Genomic DNA, 24,481 nt, shown 5'->3' on the forward strand with positions numbered 1-24,481 from the left:
TAATACGCCCTCAGTATACGATACAAATAAGCCGGCTCGAAGGCCGGCTTAAGACACTCAACGTACAACAGCGTATTACTGCACCAAGTATTGGTAGCTGGCTTGAATGCCCAGAGGCAATCCTAGCGCCCAGTAGGCGAGTAAGAATAAGGTCCAGCCCACCAGCATGGTCAGAGAATAAGGGATCATCATTGAAGCCACGGTACCAATCCCCGTGGTTTTTACATAACGCTGGCAGTACACCACCACCAACGGGAAGAACACCATCAATGGCGAGATAATGTTCGACACAGAATCACCCACACGATAAGCCGCTTGCGACAATTCAGGGGAAATGCCCACGACCATTAACATCGGCACGAGAATCGGCCCAATCAGCCCCCATTTCGCCGATGCGGAACCAATCAATAAGTTCACCATTGCCGTCAGCAAAATCATCCCCACAATCGTCATCTCACCTGGCAGGTTCATTGACTGCAACAGCTCCGCGCCGTTGAGCGCCAACAAAGTACCAATGTTTGATTGGGTAAATGCGGCCAAGAATTGCGCGCAGAAAAACGCCATCACCATATAAGCGCCCATGGTCGCCATGGTGTCAGACATGGATTTGATCACGTCTTGGCTAGTTTTAAAGGTACCCGCGGTTTTGCCATAAACAATACCTGGAATAATAAACAGCACAAAAATCAGTGGCACGATCGATTGCATAATCGGTGCATCAAAGGCGGTCAGCTCGCCCGCCGGTGAGCGGAGCGGTGACGTTTCCGGCCATGAGGCCGCCACCAGCGCGGCAATTCCTAGCAGCATCGCCAGCCCAGCTCGATTAAACGCCTTCCCTTCAATTGCCGTAAAGGAGCCTAAATCTGGTGCGTCTTCTGCGTCCTCATCAATCGGCGTGCGATTTAGACGTGGCTCGACTATTTTCTCAGTCACAAACCAGCCCAGCGCCACAATCAAAATCGATGACAGACCAGTGAAATAGAGGTTCGCAAGCGGGTTTACCTGATAGCTATCGTCCAACACATGCGCGGCAGATTCAGTAAAACCGGCCAGCAAAGGATCAATCCCTGACGGAATAAAGTTCGCGGAGAAGCCGCCGGATACCCCGGCAAAGGCGGCAGCAATACCTGCCAACGGATGACGACCCGCGGCGTGGAAGATAATCCCACCCAGCGGGATCACCAGCACATAGCCTGCATCTGCGGCGGTATGGGAAACGATCGCCACCAGAATCAGCATCGGCGTAAGCGCTTGCTTTGGCGTCACACTCAGCATTTTCTTAAGGCCAGTGGTAATAAAGCCGGACTGGTCAGCCACCCCCACACCGAGCATCGCCACCAAAACAATCCCCAGCGGCGCAAATCCAGTAAAGGTGTCAACCATATTGGCTAAAAAGTGGGCGAGCGCACTACCGGTGAGCAGGTTTTTAACTTGGACAGCGTCACCGGTCAAAGGGTGGACTGAATCAAAAGAAACCTGAGAGAGAATGGCTGATAATACCCACACGGTGATCAGCCCCCAAAAAAACAAGAGCGCGGGATCCGGAATTCGGTTCCCTGCCCGCTCTATCATGTTCAAAAACCGATCCATGCCGCGCGGCTGGCCAGCATCGGTTGAGTCGCTTATGTGTTGGCTCACTGTTTACTCCATTTTTCGATGTTGTGTCTTTGCTTACCTGATCCACCAGGCTTTAGCGACATTAAAATGACAATCCATCGCCAGTAAAGCAAAAAACAGCATAGTTAGCCATAAGCAAGCCAGTTAACCAAATGTTAAATTGATTTGTAGTTAGAAAAGCAGCACAAAAAACGGATGCTTACTGAGGACACTGAAACATTTAGAAACAAAAAACCTATATGGCGTGGAAGTCGTGTTTTAACCCCTAGCAATCTATGTCATCAAATATATGATGGAGGTAAACCCACTCGAGGAGAGCACCATGAAATCCATTTCGCGTGTCATAAAAGCCCCTGCACCGCACTGGGTCGGTAATGGTTTCCCCGCCCGCTCGCTGTTTTCCTATCACAATCAAGCGGCGGAGATGAGCCCCTTTTTACTGCTGGACTATGCTGGCCCAATGCACTTTCCGGCGGATGGCGTGAAGCGAGGCGTGGGTGAGCATCCCCATCGCGGCTTTGAAACCGTGACCATTGTGTATCAAGGTGAGGTGGCGCATCGTGACTCCACCGGTAAAGGCGGCGTGATTGGCCCCGGGGATGTACAGTGGATGACCGCAGGTAGCGGCATTATGCACGAGGAGTTTCATTCCAGTGCGTTCAGCCACACTGGCGGCGAGCTGCAAATGGTGCAACTGTGGGTTAACCTCTCCAAAAAAGACAAAATGACCGACCCGAACTATCAAGGCATTCGCAAAGCCGATATTCCCGATGTTCCCTTGGCCGATAAGGCGGGCACATTACGGCTCATAGCCGGTGAGTTTGAGGGGCATCAAGGGCCGGCCAAAACCTTCAGCCCTATGCAGGTTTGGGATATACGGCTAAACGCTGACGGAAAAACGCAGCTTACGCTCCCCCAAGACTGGACCACCGCGGTGGTAGTATTGGAGGGCAATGTCAGTATCAACGGCGCCGACCCAATTGGCGACGCCGATATGGCACTGCTTAGCCGCCAAGGCCGCGAGGTCGCATTGCACGCCTCACAAGATAGCGTAATTTTGCTACTCAGTGGCGAGCCCATCACCGATCCCATCGTCGGTCATGGCCCTTTTGTGATGAATACTAAGCAAGAGGTTTTGCAAGCGTTCAACGATCTGCAAGCAGGCAAGTTCGGACAGTTATAAGGACTGAGCCAAGACGCTGTCATCCGCGAATACCAATAAAAAAGTCCGACATTTGGCGGGCTTTGTTTTTTGAAACTGTTCTTACAACGCTAGCCCTGCCCAAAAGTCATTTTGCAGCTGCTCTATCCTCTCATAACTACAAAAGTTCTGACTTCTGAACTGAGCCCTGACCAGTCCATCAATATCAGCTGCCAATGTGGTAATACGGCTGATAGTCTCCGGATTGGTAGCAGGCTCAGACAAAATCATTTTCAAATCATATCCAAGCAAGAAGGCCCCTTGCCGCTCGGTATCATACTCTAAGTGCTCTGCCGGGATATAAGGCTCCCACAAACGATCCGCCTGAACATGCTGATATTCAAGAAGAATAGTTAGAAAGTCAGATGCGTCTTTACTGCTCTCGTTACCCCGCTCCTGCCAGGCAATCAGTTTTAGCAAAGTCAGCCCGGCCAGTGACGCAACTTTGATAATATCGCCCTGCCCTAGTTCTATTGATAGAGCGGCATCGTAAGCTTCCTGAAATCCAGCTACCGTCATAGTGACAGCATGCTCCGGTGGCCATTGTATTTCACCTGCTTCATCGGCGATGGCACCAAAGGGAATAATATCAATTGGCAAACCACTGTCAGGATCTTTAAGCCGATGCGCTTTATTGGTTGCGGTTAATCCGGCATCCAGCAAAGCCTGCTTTACACTGGCGAACGCGTCCCAATCCGGTATCAGAATGCCAGTATCAATATCCCGAGTCTGACGGCCGGGATCACGGCCAAACACATGATACAAAACGAGATCTCTTGCCGTTGCCCCAGCAACAAAAAATGGTACGCCAGTTTGCTGAGTTGTGCGGGTGATCAGTGTCAGTACAGGCTCAAACCCGGGGTTCAGGGAGTGTTTTAAGGTGTAGATATTGCTCATTGATAAGTTCGGCAACCTCCTTGTTTCGGCTATCTCTGCTTGCAAGTAGCTCAGCGACAGCCAGCAATGCCTTGGCATTGATATTAATATCCAGCGCCTTTCCCCAGAATGCAGGCACCAACCAGAGCCTGCCAGAAGCGTCTGGCTTTGCTTTGAGCAGCGCAAGCTTTTTTTGCAGTGGCTCAAAGGTAAAGAGCTGTAACTCATAAGGCTGCAAATAGCGTGTTAGTTCATCGGCAGCGACTTCTCCTCCCCAACAATCCTTGGATGCTAAAGGAATGTCTCGCCAATCATCCGGCGCAACTAATTTTAGCCCTCCGAGCTTTGGTCTAAGCACGGTACGATAGTGTTCAATCCAGAGCTGATAAAGGGCCTCTTTATCCAGAATGCGACGGGTACGACCAAGACTGACAAGCTTCTCGGCTTCTAAATATTTAAACCCCTTACTCACCATACCTAATGAGATATTCGCCATCTCGGCTATGGTTCGAAACGGCAGATGTAACACATCTTCTTGAGCCAACAAAGCAAACAACAGCTTCATAAAACCTAACCCAGGCTTTGCCGGCTGTGGAATTGCAAGGTGGTTTTCAGTAAGATTTTTGCCCTCAACCCATAGGTTTAGCCCGTTAAAGCTCACGCGAGCATTACCGGCCTCATCAATAAAATTGATCGCGTTCTTGGTGCAAAAATCGGCGAGATGAGTCGTCAGTCTGTTACACACCAACAGATTGTCTGAGCGAGCAGCGCCTAGCAATGCTGATAGGCTATCTTTACGATGAATACGCTTTATTTCAGTGCTAAACAAATAGCGTTCGCCGTGCACTGTCAGAGTCACCTCAGCATCGGTGTAAGGCTCACCATCCGGCTCTGGAGCGAAAGTATACTCCCCTTGAATCTGCGCAGGCAGATTATCCAAAGCTAGCTTTAGTAGTATCGCGTTCTCGTTCACACCCAAATACCGTTCATGAATCATGAACAAATAATAGCCGTGAACAGTGCATTCCGCAAGATAGGCGGCGAGCTTGAATTAAGCAGGCACCGGTTAACATAGACTGTGTAACATATCGCCATAGATAAAAACCACGATGATACATATTCAGCCCCCAGTGAATGCTGCGTAAAGACGTTATCGCTGAGTTAGATACGAGTAACAGCGTTACTTGAGTAATAAACGTTATGGTATTGTGCGACAAAAAATGCCAGTCAGAAAACTGACTGGCATTTCATTGATTTACTGAAGGCTTATTAGCTGTTTACGGCTAGCCTTACTCCCACTCAATCGTCGCTGGCGGTTTGCCGGAGACGTCGTAAACGACGCGGGAGATGCCGTCGACTTCGTTGATGATGCGGTTCGACACTTTGCCAAGGAAATCGTATGGCAGGTGTGCCCAATGTGCGGTCATAAAGTCGATGGTCTCGACGGCACGCAGGGCAATGATCCAGTCGTATTTACGGCCATCGCCCATCACGCCTACCGAACGAACAGGTAGGAATACCGCAAAGGCTTGCGAGACTTTCTCGTAGAGATCGGCGTTGCGTAACTCTTCGATAAAGATCGCATCGGCGCGACGAAGCAGATCGCAATATTCTTTTTGAATCTCGCCCAGCACGCGCACGCCGAGGCCTGGCCCTGGGAAGGGGTGGCGATAAAGCATGTGGTACGGTAAGCCTAGCTCAAGGCCAATTTTTCGCACTTCGTCTTTGAACAACTCTTTGAGTGGCTCAACCAGACCCATTTCCATCTCTTCCGGCAAACCACCGACGTTGTGGTGTGATTTGATCACATGCGCTTTACCGGTTTTCGAGGCTGCTGACTCAATTACATCCGGGTAGATAGTGCCTTGTGCCAGCCACTTGGCATTTTTCATTTTGCTCGCTTGCTCATCGAATACCTCGACAAACACGCGGCCAATGATTTTACGCTTGGCTTCCGGATCCGCTTCGCCTTTAAGGGCATCGAGGAAACGGTCTTCGGCGTTGACATGGACGATGTTCAAACCAAAGTGGTCACCGAACATTTCCAGTACTTGCTCACCTTCATTAAGACGCAATAGGCCGTTATCGACGAATACACACGTGAGCTTATCGCCAATTGCACGGTGAACCAGCATGGCGACCACAGAAGAGTCGACGCCGCCAGACAGGCCAAGGATCACTTCATCATCCCCGACTTGCTCACGAATACGCTCAATCGCATCGTCGATAATGGTGGCAGGTGTCCACAAGCGCTCGCATTGGCAGATTTGCATCACAAACTGCTCCAACATACGTTGGCCTTGGCGCGTGTGAGTGACTTCTGGATGGAATTGCACGCCATAAAAACGTTTGTCTTCATTGGCCATGGCCGCGAAGGGGCAAGTGTCCGTCTCGGCCACTTTGACAAAATCTTCTGGAATGGCGACCACTTTATCACCATGGCTCATCCATACATCGAGGAGCGCATGCCCGTCATCGGCGATGGCATCTTCAATGCCATCAAACAGTGCACTTTGCCCAACGCGTTTTACTTGCGCATAGCCAAACTCACGGTGCTCAGAGCCAGCCACCTTACCACCAAGCTGCTCGGCCATGGTCTGCATACCATAACAAACCCCTAACACAGGTACGCCGGCATTAAAGACATACTGCGGTGCACGCGGCGAGTTCTCCTCTGCCACGCTCTCTGGGCCACCGGATAGGATGATGCCGTTGGGCGCAAAATCACGAATGTCTTGCTCATCCACATCCCAGCTCCAAAGCTCACAATACACACCGATTTCACGGACACGGCGCGCAATCAGTTGGGTGTACTGGGAGCCAAAATCAAGGATCAAAATACGTTGAGCATGAATGTTCTGGGTCATTATCTGGCTTTCTCAATTAAGTGGAACAAAGGGGAGCCGCGCTCCCCTCTCAAATGCATCGCGGTGGTGATGTCTTTAGCCGAGACGGTAGTTCGGCGCTTCTTTAGTAATGGTGACATCATGCGCGTGTGACTCTTTCATGCCCGCGCCAGTGACGCGAACAAACTGCGCTTGGGTACGCATCTCTTCAATGGTGGCAGAGCCGGTGAGGCCCATGCTGGAGCGCAGGCCACCCATTTGCTGATGAATGATCTCTTTCATCATGCCTTTGTAATCGACACGCCCTTCAATCCCTTCAGGTACCAGCTTGTCTGCGGCGTTGTCGCTTTGGAAGTAACGGTCAGACGAGCCTTTTGACATCGCGCCCACCGAGCCCATACCGCGATATGATTTATATGCACGGCCTTGGTAAAGTTCGACTTCACCCGGAGACTCTTCGGTACCAGCGAGCATTGAGCCCACCATCACGCACGACGCGCCCGCGGCAATCGCTTTACACAAATCCCCTGAGAAGCGGATACCGCCATCGGCAATCACGGGAATGCCGTACTCTTGCGCTACAGCGGCTGCATCACTGATCGCAGTGATCTGCGGGACACCCACGCCGGTAACGATACGCGTGGTACAAATCGAGCCTGGGCCAATTCCAACCTTGACGGCATCCACACCGGCTTCAATCAGGGCGCGTGCGCCTTCAGCGGTGGCGACATTGCCGCCCACAATCTGCAGGTTCGGATACGCGGCACGTGCATCACGAATACGTTGCAGAACCCCTTCAGAGTGGCCATGTGATGAGTCAATCAGCAGCACATCCACGCCCGCTTCAACCAAGGCGGCAATGCGCTCCTCGTTGCCCGCACCGGCACCAACCGCGCCACCGACACGCAAGCGGCCTTGCTCGTCTTTACAGGCATTGGGCTTGCTTTCCGCTTTTTGGAAATCTTTGGCGGTGATCATACCGGTGAGATGATGACTTGGGTTGACCACCAAAATCTTCTCGACGCGGTGCTGTTGCATGAGCTGTTGTACCTGCTCACGTTCTGCGCCTTCTTGCACAGTGGCGAGGCGAGATTTTGGTGTCATCACGTCTTCGACGCGCTTGCTTAAGTCAGACACAAAACGCACGTCACGGCCTGTGATGATCCCCACCAGCTCTTTTTGTGCATTGACAACAGGGTAACCGGCAAAGCCGTTACGCTCAGTCAGTGCCTTCACGTCAGCAATGGTCATTTCTGGGGTTACAGTCACTGGATTGGTGACCATGCCTGCTTCATAGATTTTGACCAAGCGTACTTGTTCGGCTTGTTGCTCGATAGTCATGTTCTTATGGATAAAGCCAAGACCACCTTCTTGCGCCAAGGCAATCGCCAAACGGGCTTCGGTCACCGTGTCCATCGCGGCGGATAGAACAGGAATGTTTAAGCTGATCGAGCGTGTCAGTTTTGTACGCAGATCGGCATGGTTAGGAAGAACATTTGAGTGGGCAGGGACGAGGAGTACATCGTCAAAGGTTAGCGCTTCTTTCGCGATTCTCAGCATTGCAATATCTCACACCAAAATTTGTGAAGGGGAACAAAATATTGCCGCAGCATTATACGGGCAGCGCAAACGTTTGGCTATCGATTTTTATTAAGAATCGCTGTTTGGTGGGCAACGGATTTTTAGTCGGTTGATTTATCACCAGATATCAACGCGACTTTTTCGCAACCGATTGCTCAAGGTCTATTTGGCATACTGGGGTGCGGCAGGTAGTATGCCCTCAGGCTTATTGAAAGGATCCGTGATCGTGACCGCTAACAACCGAAACATTCTTTCCGTCTCTCGCTTAAATGCCGAAGTGCGTCTTTGCTTGGAGAAAAACATCGGTATCGTCTGGCTCACGGGTGAAATCTCTAATTTTACCGCTGCGACATCCGGTCACTGGTATTTATCGTTGAAAGATAACCAAAGCCAAGTTAAATGTGCGATGTTCCGTGGTAACAATCGCCGCGTGATGTTCAAACCTAAAAACGGCGATCAAGTGTTGGTGCGTGCGCGTGTCTCTATGTACGAGCCTCGCGGCGACTATCAACTGATCTTAGAAAGCATGCAGCCCGAAGGCGATGGACGACTGCAACAGGCGTTTGAGCAACGCAAACAAGCGTTAGCCGCTGAAGGCTTATTCGCACAAAGCGCCAAACAGGCCTTGCCCGACCAACCCAAACGCGTTGGCATAATCACCTCCAAAACAGGCGCTGCCTTGCACGATATTCTAAATGTGTTGAAACGGCGCGATCCGAGCCTGCCCGTGGTTATCTATCCAACGCTGGTACAAGGACAAGAGGCAGCGGTCTCTATTGCCCAAGCCATTGGACGTGCCAACAGTCGCAACGAATGTGATGTGCTGATTGTTGGCCGTGGCGGAGGCTCACTCGAAGATTTATGGTGCTTTAATGAAGAAATCGTCGCCCGTACTATCGCCGCCAGTCAGATCCCTATCGTCAGTGCCGTGGGCCATGAAGTGGATGTTACCATTGCTGACTTTGTTGCCGACGTGCGCGCGCCGACGCCATCAGCCGCCGCAGAATTAGTGAGCCGTGACCTCAGTTATCGCTTGCAGCAATATCAGCAGCGCGAGCAAGCGCTCAAAAACGCGATTGGCACCCTCCTGTATCGCCAGCAACGGGCACTGACGCAGCACGAACACCGTTTATCTCATCAGCACCCTCGCCGTCGTCTACAACAGCAGAGTCAGCATATTGATGAGCTGCAAAGACGGATGCACCAGGCACTCACTAAGCAGTTTTCACGGTACAGCAGCCAACTGAGCACGCTAGATAATCGATTGCAGCGCATGACGCCTGACCGTCGTATTCAGCAACATCAGGCTCAATTGGCGCAATACCATCAACGCCTCACCCACGCGATGGACTCACACCTGTCACATGCGCAACAGCGACTCGCCACCTTGGTCGCCACCTTAGATGCGGTCAGCCCACTTGCCACCCTTTCTCGCGGCTATTCAATTAGCCGTGATAGTGATGGGCACATCGTCACTAACATCAACCAGCTAAAAGAGGGCGATACCTTACATACTCAGCTCAGCAACGGCGATGTCACCAGCGTGGTTCGGCAGCGACACCCGCATCAATCTTCTGATTAAACTCTGCACAACACACATCTGACCGATCAGTAAGCGATCGCGCGATCTTGGGGTTTATTCCCCTTGATCAGCTTCCTACCCTGAAAAGAATATTTATCAATACACTTCCCGAAAGCATAAGTTACATATTCTGCATTTGGATTTTTAAAAGGATAAAAATCTGAACCGTATTTTATTAAAGCCTGGATCCAGAACAATCTAAAAGTGTGACGAGGGAAGGGGTGTCGATTTTATCACCGCTCAAAACCTGAGCGGCAGCGTGACACACTAGGATCTAAGACAACAGATAATCGCGCTCATTAATGTGAGTCAGATCACTTTATTCAGTAACCGATCCTAAGAGAGATCGAACCCACCACATCGCGATCAAAAAAAAGCCCAGCATCGCTGCTGGGCTTTGTATTACTTCTTATTACGATTTTTCACCATATCCATTAAGCGTTTACGCTGACGGGATTGAGATAATGTCAGCTTTTCTTTTTTCCCCTCATAGGGGTTTTCGCTGTTTTGGAACTGGATCTTGATCGGCGTGCCCATAATATCCAGGGTTCGACGGTAGTAATTCATCAAATAACGTTTGTACGAATCAGGTAACTCTTTAACAAGGCTGCCGTGAACTACCACAATCGGTGGATTGTAACCGCCTGCGTGCGCATATTTGAGCTTCACCCGACGTCCCCGGATCATCGGTGGTTGATGGTCATCTTGCGCCATTTTCAGAATACGGGTGAGCATCGCGGTTCCGACGCGTTTTGTCGCTGACTGATACGCCTCTTGAATCGACTCGAACAAGTGGCCTACCCCGGTGCCGTGCAAAGCAGAAATAAAATGCACACGGGCAAAGTCGACAAACCCTAAGCGGCGATCAAGCTCAGACTTCACGCGCTCTTTCACTTCGCTATCTAAGCCATCCCACTTGTTGACCGCCAAAACAATCGAGCGGCCCGCATTCAGCGCAAAACCAAGTAAGCTTAAGTCTTGGTCCGAGATGTTCTCTCGTGCGTCGATCACCAACAATACGACGTTGGCATCTTCAATCGCCTTGAGGGTTTGGATCACCGAAAATTTTTCCACTTTATCGGTCACCCGTTTACGACGTCGAACCCCGGCGGTATCAATCATCACGTATTCGCGACCATCACGCTCCATGGGAATGTAAATCGAGTCGCGGGTAGTGCCTGGCATGTCATAAACCACCACGCGCTCTTCGCCCAGCATACGGTTAGTCAGGGTTGATTTACCCACATTGGGACGGCCGATAATACCGATTTTAATCGGCAGCGACTGTAAGTATTCATACTCGCTTTCAGCCTGCTCTTCGGTTTTAACCGCGTCTTCGCCACTGTCGAGCGTATCCGCTTCATCGGTCAAATCGACCAAGCCTGCTTGCTCGTCGTCCTCGTCCGCGGACACTTGCTCAACCAAAGGCGTCAACGCACGATTAATCAGGCCGCTAACACCTCGACCATGCGCGGCGGCAATTTGGAACATGTTGTCCATGCCCAGCTGCCAAAAGTCCGCGGTTGCCGTGTCTGGGTCAATACCATCCACTTTGTTCACCACCAAGAAGGTGGTTTTTTCACGGGTACGAATATGCTGAGCAATGTCTTTGTCCGCTGGCGTAAGACCGGCTCGACCATCCACCATAAACAGCACGACATCGGCTTCTTCAATCGCCGCTAGCGACTGCTCCGCCATCTTGGTTTCTACACCTTCTTCGGTGCCGTCAATGCCGCCGGTGTCGATCACGATAAACTCGTGATCATCCAGCAATGCTTTGCCGTATTTTCGATCCCTGGTCAGTCCCGGAAAATCCGCTACTAATGCATCGCGTGTGCGGGTAAGACGGTTAAAGAGCGTCGATTTCCCCACATTCGGGCGCCCCACTAGGGCTATAACAGGAATCATGTAGACCTCTTCTTTTCATTCGCTTTATTAATAAACAAGGCTCCCGACTGTCTTTGCAGCCAGGAGCCTAAATATAGAACTGGGTGGCTTCGCTTACTCGATACTCAGCTTTCTCAGTTGACCATCACGGGTGATCACGATATAGCCATCATCCGTTTGCACCGGGGCAACAGCGATCCCGTTACCTTCCAGTGATTGCTGCGCGACAAAATCGCCCGTTTGCGGGTCAAGCCAATGCAAGTAGCCTTGGCTGTCGCCGACCACCAGATAGCCGCCGCTTGCCGCGGGTGCCGTTAAGATACGGTACGCCAACTGTGTGTTGCGCCACTTCTCTAGGCCGTTGCGTGCATCTAACGCAACAATATTGTCTTTATCATCAATAAGATAAATACTATTGCCTGCTACGAGGAAGTCTTTAGCAGAGGAAAAATCCCGCTTCCACGCCGCTTTTCCGGAGCGCAAATCAATAGAGACTAATTGGCCATTATAGCCTACTGCATACAAACGGTCGCCATCGATCACTGGGGTCGCATCCACATCCACTAAGCGGTCGATTTCAGTCGCCCCTTTTGGTGTCGAGATAGGAATTTGCCAAATAGACCGTCCGGTTTCGATCATTGCCGCGCCTAGGCGTCCATTGGCCATCCCCCAGAATACGCCGCCGGAAATAGTCACCGGCGCACTTTCACCGCGTAGGCTCAAGTTCGGCACATCATTGGTGTTGTTCCACTGTGGCTCGCCCGATTCCGCGTCCAATGCCACTAACTCACCACGGCTGGTGTTAACGATCACCAACCCAGCTTCCACCAAAGGCTTGGCCAGCACTTCGCCATTCACGTTCTGTTGCCAAACCCGCTCGCCGGTTTCCGCATCCAGTGCGTACACTTGACCCGTCTCGCCACCCACATACACTTTGCCGTATGAGGCGCTCAACCCGCCGGAGAGCAACGCCGGTGTCTCGTCTTGCACCGACTGTTGCCAGATAGATTCACCGCTTTCTAAATCAAACGCGGCGATTAAACCTTGTCGATCAGCCGCAAAGACTTTGTCATAGGCCACTGTGGGCTGAAGTGCGGAATAATACTGCCCGACACCGTCGCCCACTTGTGCTCGCCAATGCTGGGTTGAAGATATCTCATTGGTCACAGCAGGCAGTGGCGCCATTTGCACCACATCTTCTTCACCGGCACAGCCAGCCAGTACAGCCATGGTCGTGGCCATTGCAGCCATACGCCATAATCGTTTTTTCATACCACGACCTTATTGACTCAGATTATCAAGCTTCATGTTAACGGTCGGGCTTTCCGCCGCCGCCAATGACGCTGCATACGCGTCTCGCGCTGCCTGCTTGTCGCCTTGACGAAGCAAGACGTCGCCGCGGATCTCTTCCACTTTCGCGGTCCAGCTCTGCGTGGTGACTTTGTCGAGTTCGCTCAATGCAGCTGGGTAATTGCCTAACTCCGCTTCAACGCGCGCCAGGCGTGTCGTCACCAACCCATACAGCGCCTCGTCTTTCACGGCTTGCTGAGCGTTTTGCAATTGCTCACGGGCACTTTCCAGCTCCCCTTGCGCAACATGCTTTTGTGCCAGCTGCAATGCCGCCAAGGCACGATAACCTTCATGGCCTTCTAATTGGCTCAATGACACGGTATCGCCGCTTTCAATACCACTTAGCACTTGTTCGTATTGCTGTGAGGCTTGCTCTTGGTTGGTGAGCTGTTGTGACTGAAAATAACGCCAGCCATATAACGCCCCCAAACCGACAACGGCGCCGATCACGACCGCTTTACCGTTGTCTCGCCACCACTTCTTAATGGCTTCAACCTGCTGCTCTTCTGTGGTGTAGACGTCCACGTTCTGTCCTCTTAAATCAATGCTTTTAGTGACGCGGCGATCTCATCCTGATTCAGTGTTTGTTGCTCGCCGCCTTTCAAATCTTTTAACGCCACTGTGCCGTTGGCAACTTCATCCTCGCCTAGCACGAGCGCCACAGAGGCGCCGACTTTATCCGCGCGCTTAAACTGTTTCTTAAAGCTACCACCGCCAAAATGTGACATCACACGCAGTCCGGGCACCTGTTCGCGTAAGCGCTCCGCCAGTTTCATCCCAGCGATCATCGCGCCTTCACCCGCCGTGACCATGTACACATCCACCGCCGGGCGGACATCATCTTGGTTGAGGTTTTCCAGCATCAGAACCAAACGCTCTAATCCCATTGCAAACCCAACGGCAGGCGTCGCTTTCCCCCCGAGTTGCTCAACCAAGCCATCATAACGGCCACCACCGCACACCGTGCCTTGCGCCCCCAAGCTATCGGTGATCCACTCAAACACGGTCCGGTTGTAGTAGTCGAGGCCACGTACCAAACGGTGGTTAACTTGGTATTCGATACCTGCCGCGTCCAAGAGTTCACACAAGAGGGCAAAATGCTGTTTTGATTCGTCATCCAGATAATCACCCAACTGAGGCGCATTAACCAATACAGCTTGGATGTCCGCATTTTTGGTATCGAGCACGCGCAATGGGTTGGTCTGCATTCGACGCTTGCTGTCTTCATCCAACACTGATTCGTGTTGCATCAAAAAGTCCACCAGCGCTTGACGATAGTTCGCACGCGCTTGTGGTGAGCCGATTGAGTTAAGCTCCAATCGCACATGCTCAGCAATGCCCAGCTCGCGCCACATACGTGCTGTCATCATGATAAGTTCCGCGTCCACGTCTGGGCCATTTAGGCCAAACACCTCAACGCCAAACTGATGAAACTGGCGATAACGACCTTTTTGTGGGCGCTCATGACGGAACATAGGCCCGGTGTACCACAAACGGTGCTCTTGGTTGTACAGCAGGCCATTTTCGATCCCCGCTCGGACACAACCCGCGGTCCCTTCAGGACGCAAAGTGAGGCTGTCGCCGTTGCGATCATCGAAGGTGTACATTTCTTTTTCGACAACGTCTGTCACTTCGCCAATCGCACGGCTAAACAAATGCGTTGCTTCCACAATAGGCATGCGAACTTCGCTATAGCCGTAAGCGCTCACTACCTTTTTAATCGTAGATTCGAGCTTTTGCCATAAAGGAGATTGAGACGGGAGGCAGTCATTCATGCCTCGAATTGCTTGAATTGTTTTAGCCACGTTAACTTCCGTTACCGACATGATAGAAAAGGGGAGAAGGCCGCCTAACGGCTTAGCCTTCTTGATCGATTTGTGACACCTTGATGCGGTTGCGTTCATCCATCATCGCCGCTTTGGCGCGGATTTTTGCCTCCAACTCATCCACCAAGTTGTCGTTATTAAAGCGCTCTTTTTGGCGTTTACCGTCGAGGTAATAAGCACTGCGCTTGTTACCCCCAGCCAAACCGAGGTGAGACGCTTCGGCTTCACCCGGGCCATTGACCACACAACCAATCACGGAGACATCCATTGGGGTCAGTATATCTTCCACGCGCTGCTCGAGCGCATTGACTGTACCAATCACATCAAACTCTTGACGCGAACAGCTCGGACACGCAATAAAATTGACGCCGCGCGAGCGAATGCGAAGTGATTTGAGGATATCGAAGCCCACTTTGATTTCTTCTACCGGATCGGCGGCGAGCGATACCCGCAAGGTATCACCAATGCCTTCCGCCAATAGCATTCCCAAACCAACGGATGACTTAACCGCACCAGCACGCGCGCCACCAGCCTCCGTAATGCCAAGGTGTAAAGGCTGATCAATCTGCTGCGCAAGTTTGCGATAAGACTCAACCGCCAGGAAGACATCTGACGCTTTGACGCTGACTTTAAATTGATCGAAGTTAAGACGGTCCAAGATATCAACATGACGCATGGCCGACTCGACCAAAGCATCGGGCGTTGGCTCCCCGTATTTTTCTTGCAGATCGCGCTCAAGTGAGCCGCCATTCACACCAATTCGGATTGGAATGTTTTTATCACGTGCGGCATCTACAACCGCCCGAATGCGCTCTTCTTTACCAATATTGCCTGGGTTGATACGCAAACAATCGACACCATACTCCGCCACTTTTAATGCAATACGGTAGTCAAAGTGGATGTCTGCCACCAAAGGGATCGACGTTTGCGCTTTAATCTCTTTAAACGCTTCCGCCGCGTCCATGGTGGGTACTGACACCCGAACGATATCTGCCCCCACCCCTTCTAGCGCTTTGATTTGCGCGACGGTGGCTGCCACATCTGTGGTTCGCGTGTTGGTCATAGATTGCACGGCAATCGGCGCGCCATCACCAATCGGCACATTGCCGACATTGATGCGCGTTGAGGGACGGCGTTTGATGGGAGTTTCGTTGTGCATATCGACGTTCTCTGATTACTGCGGAAGGCGCAACCGAGCCACTTGGCCGGTTGGGAAGCCATCAAGATCAATGTTGTCGCCATTAAAGGTGATTTTCACCACACTAGGGGCACCCAATACTAATTGATACGGGGTGTCGCCAGTTAAGGTCACTTGTTCACCCTCAGATTTTATCCCGGTTGCCAGTCGCTCACCATTGGCGTCTCGCACGTCTATCCAGCAATCTCCACTAAAGGTCATCACCAGACGGTTATTGACCGTGCTTGCGGGGGCTTCACCCTCAGACGCTGCCGTTGGTTGTGCCTCTGGTGTTGTTTGCGTTGTCGCCTCGTCCGTTTGCGCCGACTCAACCGCAGTGGCCGATTCTGACGCCGTCGATGCTGATGGGCTCACCTCATCTGACACCGGCGCGTTCGCGGCATCTTGTACATCAGTGACCTGCGGCTCCGCCCCTTGTGAGGCCGCCGAATCTGTCATCGCAGGCTCGGCCATTGCCGGTGCATCGGCGGCAACCATCGCGCTATCTTGTGCTGATGGGGTCGTGACGAGCTCATCCGCTTGTTGGCTATCTAATTGTGTTGGCACGGACGTCATAGCCTGCTGATTCTGCCAATACCACACGCCAGTGATCCCGACCGCAATGGCAATAATCACCCAAGACAGCCACATTAATCGACTTTCGCTCTTTTGCCGCCGCGTTTTGCGCGAGAAGCTTTGCATTTTTTGTACGGTAGCCGCACTGCTCGCTTCCATATTACTATTACCCAAAAGCTGATCGGCGTCGATTTGCATCAGCTTGGCATAGGAGCGCAAATAGCCACGTGTAAACGTGGCCAATTGATCCATGTCTGGGTTGTTTTGTTCAAGATCCTCAATGACACTGACCCGCAACCGAAGTCGGTCAGCAACATCACGAACACTCCAGCCCATTTTCTCTCGCGCTTGCTTTAATACTTCCCCGGGCGCAGGTTGGGTATCAGATTGCGCTTGTTCTTCCGTCTGTTCAGTATTCATTCGCTAGGTACAATTGATATTCTTTGGATTCTGGAAACCGTTGCGCCAATCGCTGAGCGTCATGGGCAGCTCGCTCCGTGTAGCCTTGTTGCTGATAAGCTTTCACTAGCAATAACAGTCCGGCAGGCTGAACACCAACGCGTTGGTGGAGCCGCTTGATACGTGCGACGGCTGCTGCCTCTTGCCCAGTCTCTATCTCTAACTTGGCAAGTTGTAACCCCGCACGGACATTCAGTGGGTCGTGATCAGCCGCTTTGCTAAACAAGGCTTTTGCGCGTTCTACGTGGCCAGCTTTTAGCTGACAAAACGCCGCGTTTTCATAACTGTCTGACACACGATGATAATACGGTTGTACGACTGCTTGCAAAAATGCGTCATTTGCCGCGGCAAACCGCTGTTGTTCGCACAAGAAAACACCGTAATTGTTATATACATCGCCTTTTTCAGACGCTTGCGCTAACGCTTGTTGATATAAGCGATCCGCTTTGTCGTTTTCACCGACACGTTGTTGATAATACGCCATCGACAGCGAGGTGCGATAGTAGTTAGGTGCATATTGGCGCGCTTGCTGCAAGTTTTGCTGCGCTTGTTGATAGCGATCACTGTTTAGATAGCCTAATCCCAGTGCAATACGCGCCTCTGCGGCTTGAATCTTATCAAACTTGGGCTCACTGTGCTGCGAACTTGGCGTTGAACAGCCAACCAACGCCATCAACACGCCCACAACCCAAACCGTTTTTGTCATGCCATCCCCTTATCGCCATCTCATTTAGACGGGTCGAACAGGGATCACCTCCTGTGCGCCCAGTCGCTTCTCGGCACGCTTAGTTCGGTCGACAATGTCACCGGCTAGTTGGCCACACGCTGCGTCAATGTCATCGCCTCGTGTTTTACGTACCGTCACCGTAAAGTCGTATTCCATCAAGGTTTTCATAAACCTATCAATACGAGAATTACTCGGTTTGTTGAACGGTGATCCAGGATACGGGTTAAATGGGATCAGGTTAATCTTCGCTGGGGTGTCTTTTAATAGCTCTGCGAGTTGGCGCGCATGCTCCATGTAGTCATTGACATGATCCAGCAAGATATATTCTACCGTCACACGGCCGCGGTTGGCATTTGAGGTTGCAATATAACGGTGTACCGCATCCAAAAAGGCCTCGATATCCCAACGCTCGTTAATGGGCATGATTTGGCTACGCAGCTCATCGTTCGGCGCATGCAGTGAGATGGCCAAGGCGACATCGATTTTGCCAATCATTTGCTCCAAGCCAGAGACCACGCCCGATGTCGACACGGTGACTCGGCGCTTAGATAAGCCATAAGCATTGTCGTCGAGCATCAAATTCAGAGAAGGGAGAAGGTTTTTCATGTTGAGAAGCGGCTCTCCCATGCCCATCATCACCACGTTAGTGATCGGACGACGGCCCGTCTCTTTCTCAATGCCGATCTCTTTCGACGCACGCCACACCTGCCCGATGATCTCAGACACACGCAAGTTGCGGTTAAAACCTTGTGCCCCGGTTGAGCAGAACTTGCAATCAAGCGCACAGCCTACCTGAGAGGAGACACACAATGTCGCCCGGTCATCTTCGGGGATATACACGGTTTCCACGTCTTGACCGCCCACACGCATTGCCCATTTGATGGTGCCATCTTGGGAGTAATGCGCTTCACTGACTTCTGGGGCTTTAATTTCTGCCACCCGCTTGAGCTTCTCACGCAACTTCTTGTTGATGTTGTTCATTTCATCGAAGTCGTCGCAACCAAAGTGATACATCCACTTCATGACTTGGTCAGCACGGAAGGCTTTTTCGCCGAGCTCATCAGCGAAGTAGGCACGCAATCCTTGCCTGTCAAAATCAAGCAGATTAACTTTCTCTGTCGTCATTGGGGGTTGCCTCGTAAGAACTAGCTAGGTGGTAAGACTGAATCATCGCCTCACGCGTGCCGATGTCTTACCTTGATCATAGCCAAGATATCTCCTCGGGACGCGCTTAAGGCGCGAAATTGTACAGGCTTTAGATCACAGTTTCCACTCTCTAACAGCGGGGTTATTCAATGTGGTTGTCTGATTTCGATAGGCAGAAAAAAAGAGGCTGACGCCTCTTTTTGAAGATTAAAAAGCAGGTGCTTGATTTAGCAGCGAGGATGAATTTCATCCGCGGTAAAAAAGTACGCGATTTCGCGCTCTGCAGACGCAGGGCTATCAGAGCCATGCACTGAGTTGTATTGCATGCTTTCCGCATAGTCAGCGCGCAATGTGCCACACGCTGCTTCTTCTGGGTTGGTTTTTCCCATCAACTCACGGTAGCGGCTGATCGCGCTCTCGCCTTCTAGTACTTGCACCATAATAGGGCCTGACGTCATGAACCCAACCAAGGATTCAAAGAAAGGCTTCCCTTGGTGCTCGGCATAAAATCCTTCTGCCTGCTCTTTGCTAAGATGGAGCATTTTCGCCGCCACGATACGCAAACCTGCACTTTCGATACGCTGATAAAGCGTGCCAATTAAATTACGCTCTACGGCATCAGGTTTAACGATAGAAAAAGTGCGTTCAATGGTCATTCGCTTGTCCTTTCACTGTCTGAATCTGGCCCGCTAGGGGCAACAACGCGCCTACCCTAGCAAATTTCCTCGCGTGTCCCTATGACCAATCGGGTGAAGCGTTAACTCACACAAAATTTTTGTTAACCTTTCACCCAAGGTGTCACAGGTCTATTTCGCTTGGTCGAGCAATACACGCGCTAGGGTTTTCACACCCATACCGGTCGCGCCCACGGCCCATTTATCATTGGCCGCTTTGCGGTAAGTGCCAGAGCAATCAATGTGCATCCAGCCTTTTTGATAATCCTCAACAAAGTAGGAAAGGAACGCCGCCGCGGTGCTCGCACCTGGCATGTACGCCCCCATGGATGCATTGGCAATATCCGCAAACGAGGAAGGCAGCAGCTGGCGATGGAACTCGGCCAATGGCAACGGCCACATGCCCTCGCCTTCTTTTTGTGCCGCGTCAAGCGTACGGTGTGCGAGCTCATCGTCGAAACTAAACAGCGCATGATAGTCATTACCCAACGCGGCTTTTGCCGATCCGGTGAGCGTGGCACAATCAATCAGAAGTTCAGGTTTTTGTTCACTGGCGTACATCAGGCCATCAGCGAGCACCAAGCGCCCTTCCGCATCGGTATTGAGCACTTCAACGGTCACGCCATTTTTGTACGTGATAATATCACCCAACTTGTAAGCACTGCTTGAGATCATGTTCTCGGCACAGCAGAGTACCAGTTTAACGCGTTTATTCAGCCCCTTGGCAATCGCCATCGCCAGCGCCCCGGTCGCCGTCGCTGAGCCGCCCATGTCCGCTTTCATGGTGGTCATAAAGTCGGAGCCTTTAATGCTGTAGCCCCCAGAATCAAAGGTGATCCCTTTCCCCACCAAACAGGCATACACAGGCGCGTCCGGATCGCCTGTAGGGTTATAGTCAAGTTGTAACATGGTCGGTTTGCGCGCCGAGCCACGACCGACGGTATAAATGCCATTCCAGCCTTTTTCTAACAGGTCGGTACCGGAAATGATTTTATAACTGACCTGGTCGGGGGCCATGGACTTAACAAACTCCCCCGCACGCGCCACTAACTGATGTGGCCCAACTTCTTCTGCCGTTTGGTTGATAATATCGCGTACCCAGTCACCCACGGTCTGTCGAAGCTCGAACTCTTGCGTATCGGCATCGTTCAACACAGTCTGCGTAAAGGCGACCTTATTTTTGGGGCCACGAAGCCCTTGGTAGAACGCCCAGACTAATTCAAGATCCCAGTGTTCTCCTGTGAGTGTCAGCGCAGGCACACCTTGCCCTTCAAGCTTGCGCGCCGCTTGTTGCACCTTGTCTCGCGGGTTGGCATCGCTCGACACATGGATCACCGCGTTGTCAGCGTCAAAGGAGACCAGCGCGTTATCGCCCCACTGTGGCGCCGCCGGCTGATGCGACAGGATAACGTTTAATGAATCTGACATATTGCACTCCTTGTACTGTCTCGCTGCTTTTACTGTACAGCGTGTCTCACTGAGCCCTCAGACAAACGCCTGGACGCCTCAGCGATATGAAAAAAGCGAGCCCATTGGCCCGCTTTGAATGTATGTTTTATTGGCCACAGGTACTGTGCCGAGCCGGAGACGATAACACAAGTATTATCAATCACTCGCGAGAGCTAGCCCTCAGTCTCTCTCATCCATCCAGCACATGATGATCGCCTCGAGGATGCGCTCATTGGAACGCTCTGGGTCATCGTCAAAATCATCCAGTTCAGTGATCCACTGATGCAAATCAGTAAAACGAACCGTTGTTGGATCGACATCTGGGTAGGCGTCACAAAGCTCGATTGCAATATCGAGCGAGTCTGTCCATTTTAAGCTCATCTTGCTTCTCCGTCCGTTACAGCCTTGGATTAATGGTTTTCGGCTGCGTGATTCAAGGTATAGCGCGGGATCTCAACCACCAAATCTTCATCGGTAATTTTTGCTTGGCAACCCAAGCGAGACTCCGGCTCAAGCCCCCACGCTTTGTCGAGCATGTCATCTTCTAGCTCATCACTTTCGTCTAACGAGTCGAACCCTTCACGGATCACCACATGGCAGGTGGTACACGCACACGACTTTTCACACGCGTGTTCAATGCCAATGCCATTTTTCAACGCCACGTCGAGGACTGTTTCCCCTTCTTTCGCTTCCAATTCCGCACCTTCTGGGCATAACTCGTGGTGCGGCAGAACAATAATCTTAGGCATGATTACACCTCATCAATGGATTGGCCGGCCAACGCATGACGAATCGATTGATCCATGCGGCGTGCCGCAAAGGTCTGGCTGGCTTTGTCTAATGCTTTGATCCCGGCTTCAATGGCGGCGCCATCATCACCGTTGCGCAAGGCAATCAAGGCTTCTATTTCTTTCACCAAAGCTTGCTGCTCATCAGGGTTGAGCAGGTTATCCCCGTCTTGTTGCATGGCAACCAGCAAGCCTTCGATCACACGATCGGCTTCCACACGCTGCTCCGCCAAGTAGCGGGCATCTTTGTCTTCTTCCGCATGGGTAAATGACGATTTGATCATGGTGGCAATCTCATCATCACTCAAGCCATAAGAGGGCTTCACTTGGATAGACGCTTCCACTTCGGTGGATTTTTCCATCGCCGTCACGGACAACAAGCCATCAGCATCTACTTGATAAGTCACGCGAACATGGGCCGCCCCCGCCGTCATCGGTGGGATGCCTTTGAGGCTAAAACGTGCTAATGAGCGGCAATCGTCTACCATTTCACGCTCACCTTGTACCACATGCACTTTCATGCCGGTTTGGCCATCTTTAAACGTGGTGAATTCTTGCGCTTTTGCCACAGGAATGGTGGTGTTGCGTGGGATAATTTTCTCCACCAAACCGCCCATGGTTTCGATACCAAGAGAAAGCGGGATCACATCCAACAGCAACATGTCAGAGTCTGGTTTGTTGCCCACCAAAATATCAGCTTGTGTCGCGGCGCCAACGGCAACCACTTTATCTGGATCGATGCTGGTCAGTGGCTCGCGACCGAAAAACGTACCAACCTGTTCACGCACGGCGGGAACACGGGTAGAACCGCCTACCATCACGACTTCCAGCACCTCATCGGCACTGACACCGGCATCTTTTAATGCGCGGCGGCATGACATCAAGGTTTTCTTAATAAGTGGAGCAACCAATTGATCGAACGTTTCACGGCTCAACTCGCCTTGCCACCCCAGCACATCGATGGACGCGCTGTCAGCAGAAGAAAGGGCAATTTTCGCCTGCGTGGCGGCGTGCAGCACGGTACGGCGCTGATCGCCACTGAGGGTGTCAAACCCGGCTTGCTCACAGATCCATTGCTCGAGTAGATGGTCAAAGTCGTCTCCGCCCAATGCGGAATCGCCGCCGGTCGCCATGACCTCAAACACGCCCTGAGACAAGCGTAGAATCGAGATATCAAAGGTGCCGCCACCTAGGTCATAGACCGCAATTACCCCTTCTTGGCCCGAATCAAGGCCATAAGCAATCGCCGCAGCGGTAGGCTCGTTAAGCAAACGCAGCACGTTTAGGCCTGCCAGCTTCGCCGCATCTTTAGTTCCCGCACGTTGTGCGTCATCAAAATAGGCAGGTACGGTGATCACCACACCTTCAAGCGCGTCGCCCAAACTTTTTTCCGCACGTTCGCGAACGGTGCGTAAGATATCGGACGAGCCCTGCACTGGGTTAATCGCGCCACGGCGGGTTTCCACTTGTGGCAAGCCATTTTCGGTTTGTGAAAACTGATAAGGAAGTTGCGGATAACGGGCTTGCACATCGTCTAATGAACGCCCCATCATGCGTTTGACAGACACCAAGGTATTGGCGCTATCCGTTTGCACGTGTGGGAGGGCGTCATAGCCCACGGAAATGGCATCATCACCGTAATGGACCACAGAAGGGATCAGTGGTCGATCTTGTTCGTCGTTCAAGGTGGTTGCGGTACCGCTTCGTACCGTGGCCACCAAGGTGTTGGTGGTACCCAAATCGATGCCGACCGCGTGCTTGTGCTCATGCGGCGCGGCACTTTGACCGGGCTCTGAAATTTGTAACAGTGCCATGTCTAATCCTTAAACTTTACTGCGTTGACAGGCGAAAGGGCGATCAACTCATCAGCTGATCTTCGACACGCTCCACTTCATGGCGAAGCTTTTCTGCGAACTTGAGTTTACGCACAATCACGGCGGCCTCTTGCCACTGTGACGCAGCCAATGCCTGTTTAACCTCTAGAATCAATGCGTCGTAGAGTGACTGGGCTTTTTCACCAAAATCAAACAGCGCCGCTTCATCTTGACTATCGGTAATCGACTCGAGCTCCTCACGCAACGTCATTTGCTGCATCAGGAACTCAGGATCCTGCATGGTTTGCTGTTCGTCTTTTAAGTCAATACCTTGCAACGTCAGCATATACTCAGCGCGTCGAACCGGATCTTTTAACGTCTGAAACGCGTCATTCACTTGCGATGCTTTCTGTACCGCCTGCAGACGGGTTTTCTCGTCTTGGCTAGCAACATTATCGGGATGGTACTGACGTTGCAATTCCCGAAACGTTGAAGAAAGCGAGCTACCGTCCAGCTCAAACTGATACGGTAGCTCGAAAAGTTCAAAATGATTCATGTGCTCTCACGGATTACACGTTGAAGCTTTCGCCACAACCACATTCACTACTCACGTTAGGGTTGTTGAATTGAAAACCTTCATTCAGGCCTTCTTTAACAAAATCCAGCTCTGTCCCTTCGAGATAGAGCAAGCTCTTACCATCGACGATTACCTTGACATCATCGTACTCAAAAACCTGATCGCCTTCTTGCAGCTCATCCGCAAATTCGAGTACATAGGCCATGCCTGAACACCCCGACGTTCTCACGCCCAGGCGCAAGCCAATGCCTTTGCCACGGTTATTGAGAAACGCTCTGACGCGATCTGCTGCCGCCTGTGTCATGGTAATAGCCATATATCAACAACC

General features: G+C 51.7%; 22 protein-coding genes. 2 read left to right on the top strand and 20 right to left on the bottom strand.

The window, feature by feature from the left end; genetic code table 11:
- Positions 1-75 precede the first annotated feature (75 nt).
- Positions 76-1,590, bottom strand: coding sequence for an AbgT family transporter (locus tag BZG25_RS07455; protein ID WP_046075047.1), 1,515 nt, complete (start codon positions 1,588-1,590; stop codon positions 76-78).
- 349 nt (positions 1,591-1,939) lie between these two features.
- Between BZG25_RS07455 and BZG25_RS07460 the strand changes: the two genes are divergently transcribed.
- On the top strand, positions 1,940-2,800 hold the full coding sequence (locus BZG25_RS07460; RefSeq protein WP_077638761.1) for a pirin family protein: 861 nt from the start codon (positions 1,940-1,942) through the stop codon (positions 2,798-2,800).
- 81 nt (positions 2,801-2,881) lie between these two features.
- On the opposite strand, the gene BZG25_RS07465 is transcribed toward BZG25_RS07460, so the two are convergent.
- From BZG25_RS07465 to guaB, 4 genes are all read right to left on the bottom strand, one after another.
- Positions 2,882-3,715: a hypothetical protein gene (locus tag BZG25_RS07465; protein ID WP_077638762.1), complete on the bottom strand. Its 834-nt coding sequence runs from the start codon at positions 3,713-3,715 to the stop codon at positions 2,882-2,884.
- Complete coding sequence (locus BZG25_RS07470) at positions 3,669-4,667, bottom strand: type IV toxin-antitoxin system AbiEi family antitoxin (RefSeq protein WP_077638776.1); 999 nt, start codon at positions 4,665-4,667, stop codon at positions 3,669-3,671. The genes BZG25_RS07465 and BZG25_RS07470 overlap by 47 nt, the downstream gene beginning before the upstream one ends.
- A 316-nt stretch (positions 4,668-4,983) precedes the next feature.
- Positions 4,984-6,561 carry a glutamine-hydrolyzing GMP synthase gene (guaA, locus tag BZG25_RS07475; protein WP_046074992.1) on the bottom strand — a complete coding sequence of 526 codons (1,578 nt, stop codon included), beginning with the start codon at positions 6,559-6,561 and terminating at the stop codon, positions 4,984-4,986.
- Positions 6,562-6,636: 75 nt separating this feature from the next.
- Positions 6,637-8,100 carry an IMP dehydrogenase gene (gene guaB / locus BZG25_RS07480; RefSeq protein ID WP_046074993.1) on the bottom strand — a complete coding sequence of 488 codons (1,464 nt, stop codon included), beginning with the start codon at positions 8,098-8,100 and terminating at the stop codon, positions 6,637-6,639.
- Positions 8,101-8,314: 214 nt separating this feature from the next.
- Here guaB and xseA point away from each other — a divergent pair, with 214 nt between their 5' ends.
- Entirely contained in the window at positions 8,315-9,703 is a 1,389-nt protein-coding gene (xseA, locus tag BZG25_RS07485; RefSeq protein ID WP_108744015.1) for an exodeoxyribonuclease VII large subunit, read from the top strand.
- A gap of 402 nt (positions 9,704-10,105) precedes the next feature.
- On the opposite strand, the gene der is transcribed toward xseA, so the two are convergent.
- The 15 genes from der to iscA form a co-directional block, all read right to left on the bottom strand.
- Positions 10,106-11,611, bottom strand: coding sequence for a ribosome biogenesis GTPase Der (gene der, locus BZG25_RS07490; protein ID WP_046074995.1), 1,506 nt, complete (start codon positions 11,609-11,611; stop codon positions 10,106-10,108).
- 93 nt (positions 11,612-11,704) lie between these two features.
- Positions 11,705-12,862 (bottom strand): outer membrane protein assembly factor BamB, encoded by a 1,158-nt coding sequence (gene bamB, locus BZG25_RS07495; RefSeq protein WP_077638764.1) that lies wholly within the window; start codon positions 12,860-12,862, stop codon positions 11,705-11,707.
- A gap of 9 nt (positions 12,863-12,871) precedes the next feature.
- On the bottom strand, positions 12,872-13,465 hold the full coding sequence (locus BZG25_RS07500) for a tetratricopeptide repeat protein (protein WP_046074997.1): 594 nt from the start codon (positions 13,463-13,465) through the stop codon (positions 12,872-12,874).
- 11 nt (positions 13,466-13,476) lie between these two features.
- Positions 13,477-14,745: a histidine--tRNA ligase gene (hisS, locus tag BZG25_RS07505; protein ID WP_046075050.1), complete on the bottom strand. Its 1,269-nt coding sequence runs from the start codon at positions 14,743-14,745 to the stop codon at positions 13,477-13,479.
- Positions 14,746-14,797: 52 nt separating this feature from the next.
- On the bottom strand, positions 14,798-15,925 hold the full coding sequence (gene ispG / locus BZG25_RS07510; protein WP_077579552.1) for a flavodoxin-dependent (E)-4-hydroxy-3-methylbut-2-enyl-diphosphate synthase: 1,128 nt from the start codon (positions 15,923-15,925) through the stop codon (positions 14,798-14,800).
- Between the two features lie 15 nt (positions 15,926-15,940).
- Complete coding sequence (gene rodZ, locus BZG25_RS07515) at positions 15,941-16,939, bottom strand: cytoskeleton protein RodZ (protein ID WP_077638765.1); 999 nt, start codon at positions 16,937-16,939, stop codon at positions 15,941-15,943.
- On the bottom strand, positions 16,929-17,684 hold the full coding sequence (gene pilW / locus BZG25_RS07520; protein WP_077606522.1) for a type IV pilus biogenesis/stability protein PilW: 756 nt from the start codon (positions 17,682-17,684) through the stop codon (positions 16,929-16,931). Before pilW ends, rodZ begins: the two co-directional genes overlap by 11 nt.
- A 24-nt stretch (positions 17,685-17,708) precedes the next feature.
- Positions 17,709-18,830 carry a bifunctional tRNA (adenosine(37)-C2)-methyltransferase TrmG/ribosomal RNA large subunit methyltransferase RlmN gene (locus tag BZG25_RS07525; RefSeq protein ID WP_077606521.1) on the bottom strand — a complete coding sequence of 374 codons (1,122 nt, stop codon included), beginning with the start codon at positions 18,828-18,830 and terminating at the stop codon, positions 17,709-17,711.
- 248 nt (positions 18,831-19,078) lie between these two features.
- The gene (ndk, locus tag BZG25_RS07530; protein WP_077579555.1) at positions 19,079-19,507 is read right to left on the bottom strand and encodes a nucleoside-diphosphate kinase; all 429 of its coding nucleotides are present in this window, start codon (positions 19,505-19,507) and stop codon (positions 19,079-19,081) included.
- 150 nt (positions 19,508-19,657) lie between these two features.
- Positions 19,658-20,953: an aminopeptidase PepB gene (gene pepB, locus BZG25_RS07535; RefSeq protein ID WP_046075003.1), complete on the bottom strand. Its 1,296-nt coding sequence runs from the start codon at positions 20,951-20,953 to the stop codon at positions 19,658-19,660.
- Between the two features lie 201 nt (positions 20,954-21,154).
- Entirely contained in the window at positions 21,155-21,355 is a 201-nt protein-coding gene (gene iscX / locus BZG25_RS07540; RefSeq protein ID WP_046075004.1) for a Fe-S cluster assembly protein IscX, read from the bottom strand.
- 29 nt (positions 21,356-21,384) lie between these two features.
- Positions 21,385-21,723, bottom strand: a complete 339-nt coding sequence (gene fdx / locus BZG25_RS07545; protein ID WP_046075005.1) for an ISC system 2Fe-2S type ferredoxin — start codon at positions 21,721-21,723, stop codon at positions 21,385-21,387.
- Positions 21,724-21,725: 2 nt separating this feature from the next.
- Positions 21,726-23,576: a Fe-S protein assembly chaperone HscA gene (gene hscA / locus BZG25_RS07550; RefSeq protein WP_077606519.1), complete on the bottom strand. Its 1,851-nt coding sequence runs from the start codon at positions 23,574-23,576 to the stop codon at positions 21,726-21,728.
- 43 nt (positions 23,577-23,619) lie between these two features.
- Positions 23,620-24,132 carry a co-chaperone HscB gene (hscB, locus tag BZG25_RS07555; protein ID WP_046075007.1) on the bottom strand — a complete coding sequence of 171 codons (513 nt, stop codon included), beginning with the start codon at positions 24,130-24,132 and terminating at the stop codon, positions 23,620-23,622.
- Positions 24,133-24,145: 13 nt separating this feature from the next.
- Positions 24,146-24,469, bottom strand: coding sequence for an iron-sulfur cluster assembly protein IscA (gene iscA / locus BZG25_RS07560; protein WP_046075008.1), 324 nt, complete (start codon positions 24,467-24,469; stop codon positions 24,146-24,148).
- Between the last annotated feature and the right edge of the window lie 12 nt (positions 24,470-24,481).

It is taken from the genome of Salinivibrio sp. ML198 (genome assembly GCF_001996015.1).
Taxonomy (GTDB): domain Bacteria; phylum Pseudomonadota; class Gammaproteobacteria; order Enterobacterales; family Vibrionaceae; genus Salinivibrio; species Salinivibrio siamensis.